Origin of the sequence: Xanthomonas sp. LMG 12459 (genome assembly GCF_009192905.1) — a bacterium.
In the GTDB taxonomy this organism is placed as follows: Bacteria; Pseudomonadota; Gammaproteobacteria; order Xanthomonadales; family Xanthomonadaceae; genus Xanthomonas_A; species Xanthomonas_A sontii.
Genome location: NZ_NSGT01000134.1, coordinates 1 through 3724 on the forward strand (window position 1 = coordinate 1; position 3724 = coordinate 3724).

Here is a 3724-nt window from a genome sequence, read left to right on the forward strand (position 1 = left end):
GGCCCGTGAGATCAGGGGGGTGCCTCGGGAGGCGGGGGACGCCCGCGCTCTATTAGAACGTCAGGCAGGCCGCGCAGCGAGACGCGGCGCCCGGGTCAGGCGGCCGCTTGCGCTGCCGCGGCGACCACCCGCAGCCGGGTCAGCACGTACTCGGCCAGCTCGTTGGGGCTGTACTTGGCCACGAAGGCATTGGCGCCCACGCGCTCGACCATCGCATTGTTGAACACGCCCGACAGCGAGGTGTGCAACAGCACGTACAGGCCGGCCAGCCCGGGGTGACGGCGGATTTCCGTCGTCAGCGTGTAGCCGTCCATGGCCGGCATCTCGATGTCCGAGATCACCATGGCGTAGCGTTCGGCCGGATTCTCGCCGGCGGCGTGGATCTGCAAGAGATGGTCCAGGGCCTGGCGGCCGTCCGACAGCAGGGTCGCGCCGACCCCGAGCTGGTCCAGCACGCTGCGGATCTGCTGCCGCGCCACGCGCGAGTCGTCGACCACCAGCACCTGCAGCTGCGGGCCGGTGAGCGCCAGCGACGGGTCCAGGTTGGCCTCGACCCGGGTCTGGGCGATGTCGGCCAGCACGCTTTCCACGTCGATCACCTGGATCAGCTCGCCCTGGAAACGGGTCACCGCGGTCAGGTAGCTGGACTCGGCGCCCAGTTCCGGCGGCGGATGGATGTCCTCCACCGCGATGTTGACGATGCGTTCCACGCCGCTGACCAGGAAGCCCTGGACCGAGCGGTTGAACTCGGTCACCACCAGATAGCCTGGTGCGGTGTCCGCGTTCGGCTCGCGCTCCGGATGGCCGATGGCCAGGCCCAGGTCGAGCACCGGCACCGAGCGCCCGCGCACGTCGGCGACGCCGGAGAATTGCAGCGGCAGCCCCGGCACCTGGAACAGCTCCGGGCGGCGCAGCACTTCCTGCACCTTGAACACGTTCACGCCAAAAAGCTGACGACCGCCCAGCCGGAACAGCAGCAGGGCAAGCCGGTTGTGGCCCGCCAAGCGGGTGCGCTGGTCGATTCGGTTGAGAAGGTCATGACTCATGGCGTTCATATCGGCGCCTGCGCGGCGGAACTTGAGGGCGCGGTCCGGATCGGACGTGCGGTTTGCGGCACGGCGTTTGCATGGTGCCGGCGACCTTTCCCAGAGAGACGGCCATGCGCCCGATCCTATTGCTGGTCCTGCTGGCGGCGACGCCGGCCTGGGCTGCGGACTTCCAGCCGGTGGAGTCGATCCGTGCCGCGGCATTGTCGCTGGCCGGGGCCGACGCCGATGCCGAGGCGACCCTGGACCCGTCGGTGCGGGTGCCGCTGTGCCCGGTGCCGCTGCAGGCGCAGCCGACCGGCACCACGACCGTGGAGGTGAGTTGCCCGCGTGAGACCGGCTGGCGGCTGTTCGTCCCGGTCAAGGTGCGGCGCATGCAGCATGTGCTGGTGCTGGCGCGCGGCCTGTCCGCTGGAGAAACCATCGGCGCGGCCGATATCGTCCCCGAGAAGCGCGACGCGGCGCGCATCGTCGGCGCCGCGATGACCGAGCCGGAAGCGGCGATCGGCAAGGTGGTGCGGCGAACCCTGCCGGCCGGCACCCTGCTGTCCGCCACCGACCTGGTCGCGCCGCGGCTGGTCCGGCGCGGCGACAATGTGGCGCTGGTGGCACGCAGTGGCGGCCTGGAAGTGCGCATGTCCGGGCGTGCACTGGGCGATGCGGGCGAAAACGAGCGGGTGACCGTCGAAAACCTGTCGTCCAAGCGCATCGTTCAGGGAACTGTGTCACAAAATGGCGACGTTTTAGTGACGCGCTAAGAATCCGGCTAAAGTTCTCCGACGCTGTGCCGTTACCTACACCGAACCCGTAACAGGATGTCCGTCATGACCCAGAAAATTGAAGGGAGTTTGCCGAGCCCGGCCACCCTTCGCACGTCGTCCGTCTCGACCAAGGCCGCCTCCGGCGCGTCCGAGGAAGGCAAGGAGCGTGCGGTCGGTGCGGCCGCAGCCACCGATAGCCTGCGCCTGACCGGCGAAGCGTCCGGTCTGCAGACCCTGCAACGCCAACTGTCGGCCGCGCCGGCGGTGGACAGCAGCCGCGTCGATGCGGTGCGCTCGGCGCTGCAGAATGGCAGCTACAAGATCAACCCCGACGCGATCGCCAGCCGCATGATCGACATGGATCGGCAACTCGGCGCATGAACATGTCCGTGACCAACCCCCTGCAGCAGCTCAGCGACGCGCTCGCCGGCGAGCGCCAGGCGTTGTTGGATCACAACGTGGAAGGCCTCATGCAGGCGACCAGCGCCAAGCTGGCGGCACTGCGCGCACTGGAGGCGGACGTGCCCGCCGGCGCCGAGGCCGAACTGCGGCTGCGTGAGCTGGCCGACGCCAATCGCGCCAACGGCGCGCTGCTGTCGCGGCGCCGACGCGAGGTCAACTGGGCGCTGCGCCACCTCGGCCGCAGCGAGAGCGCGTCGTCCTACGACGCCAACGGCGAGTCCAGCACGCCGCTCTCCCAGCGTCCGTTGGCGGTCGCCTAAGCCGCGGCGCAGTCCCACTGCGGGACGCGCATCCGCCGGCGGCAACGGCGTATATTGGGCATCCATCGATCGCCCGCCGCCTGTCGTGAATTTCGCCGAAATCAATCCCAACGCACCGCTCGTCCTGCCCGCACGCGAGAACCTGCTCGCCCTGAGCGAACTGCTGTACGAAGGCGTGGTGCTGTTCCGCGCCGACGGCCAGTTGCTGCTCGCCAACAGCGCCGCGCGCCGCCATCTCTCCAGCGCCGACACCGGCGCATTGGCCTCGCACCTGGCGCAGTGGCTGCCGGGCGACGCGCTGTCGCAGGCGCGCAGCAGTGGCCGCTGGAGCGGCAGCCTGCCGACCGAACAGCACGTGGTGCTGGCGCACCTGTACTTCCACGCCGACGCGGACGGCGGCCATTACCTGATGCTGATCCAGGGCATCGAAGGCCAGCAGGACTACGAACAGGAACTGCAGCAACGCCACGCCGAACTGCGCCAGGCCTACCTGCGCCTCAACGGCGCACAGGAAAAGCTGCTGCAGTCGGAAAAGATGGCCTCGATCGGCCAGCTTGCCGCCGGCGTCGCCCACGAAATCAACAATCCCATCGGCTACGTCCATTCCAACCTGGGCAGCCTGCAGGAATACCTGCGCAGCCTGTTCACCCTGATCGAGGCCTACGAGCGCGCCCTGCGCGCGCCGGATCCGAAGGCGCTGATCCCGGAGATCGACGACATCCGCAACCGTTTCGACATCGACTTCATCAGCCGCGACCTGCCGCAGCTGATGGCCGAATCGCGTGAAGGCATCGAGCGGGTCACCCGCATCGTCCGCGACCTGAAGGACTTCTCCTATTCCGGCCGCGAGGAGTCGTGGAAGCTGGTGGACCTGCATTCGGGCCTGGAATCGACGATCAACATCATCTGGAACGAGCTCAAGTACAAGGTCACCCTGGAGCGCCACTACGGCAACCTGCCGCTGGTGGAGTGCCTGCCGTCCGAGCTCAACCAGGTGTACATGAACCTGCTGCTCAACGCCGGCCAGGCGATCGGCGAGCGCGGCACCATCGTGGTCAGTACCGGCCAGGACGGCGAGGAGGTGTGGATCGAGTTCAAGGACTCCGGCGCCGGCATTGCGGCGGACCTGCTGCAGCGCATCTTCGACCCGTTCTTCACCACCAAGCCGGTCGGCAGCGGCACCGGCCTGGGCCTG

At 68.4% G+C, this 3724-nt stretch carries 5 protein-coding genes; 4 read left to right on the plus strand and 1 reads right to left on the minus strand.

Features of this window, described 5'->3' with window-relative positions:
* Positions 1–95: 95 nt before the first annotated feature.
* The gene (locus CEK65_RS20810; RefSeq protein WP_026143352.1) at positions 96–1046 is read right to left on the minus strand and encodes a chemotaxis protein; all 951 of its coding nucleotides are present in this window, start codon (positions 1044–1046) and stop codon (positions 96–98) included.
* Positions 1047–1159: 113 nt separating this feature from the next.
* Between CEK65_RS20810 and flgA the strand changes: the two genes are divergently transcribed.
* From flgA to CEK65_RS20830, 4 genes are all read left to right on the plus strand, one after another.
* Positions 1160–1804 (plus strand): flagellar basal body P-ring formation chaperone FlgA, encoded by a 645-nt coding sequence (gene flgA, locus CEK65_RS20815; protein ID WP_148828688.1) that lies wholly within the window; start codon positions 1160–1162, stop codon positions 1802–1804.
* A 66-nt stretch (positions 1805–1870) separates the two neighbouring features.
* Positions 1871–2188 (plus strand): flagellar biosynthesis anti-sigma factor FlgM, encoded by a 318-nt coding sequence (gene flgM, locus CEK65_RS20820; RefSeq protein WP_026143351.1) that lies wholly within the window; start codon positions 1871–1873, stop codon positions 2186–2188.
* Positions 2189–2190: 2 nt separating this feature from the next.
* Complete coding sequence (locus CEK65_RS20825) at positions 2191–2529, plus strand: flagella protein (protein ID WP_026143350.1); 339 nt, start codon at positions 2191–2193, stop codon at positions 2527–2529.
* An 85-nt stretch (positions 2530–2614) separates the two neighbouring features.
* Positions 2615–3724 (plus strand): ATP-binding protein (locus CEK65_RS20830; protein ID WP_152182861.1); only part of this gene is annotated, 1110 nt, incomplete at its 3' end.

Coding starts and splice junctions, on each gene's coding strand:
- CEK65_RS20810 (WP_026143352.1), bottom strand. CDS start 1,046: ATGAGTCATGACCTTCTCAACCGAATCGACCAGCGCACCCGCTTGGCG.
- flgA (WP_148828688.1), top strand. CDS start 1,160: ATGCGCCCGATCCTATTGCTGGTCCTGCTGGCGGCGACGCCGGCCTGG.
- flgM (WP_026143351.1), top strand. CDS start 1,871: ATGACCCAGAAAATTGAAGGGAGTTTGCCGAGCCCGGCCACCCTTCGC.
- CEK65_RS20825 (WP_026143350.1), top strand. CDS start 2,191: ATGTCCGTGACCAACCCCCTGCAGCAGCTCAGCGACGCGCTCGCCGGC.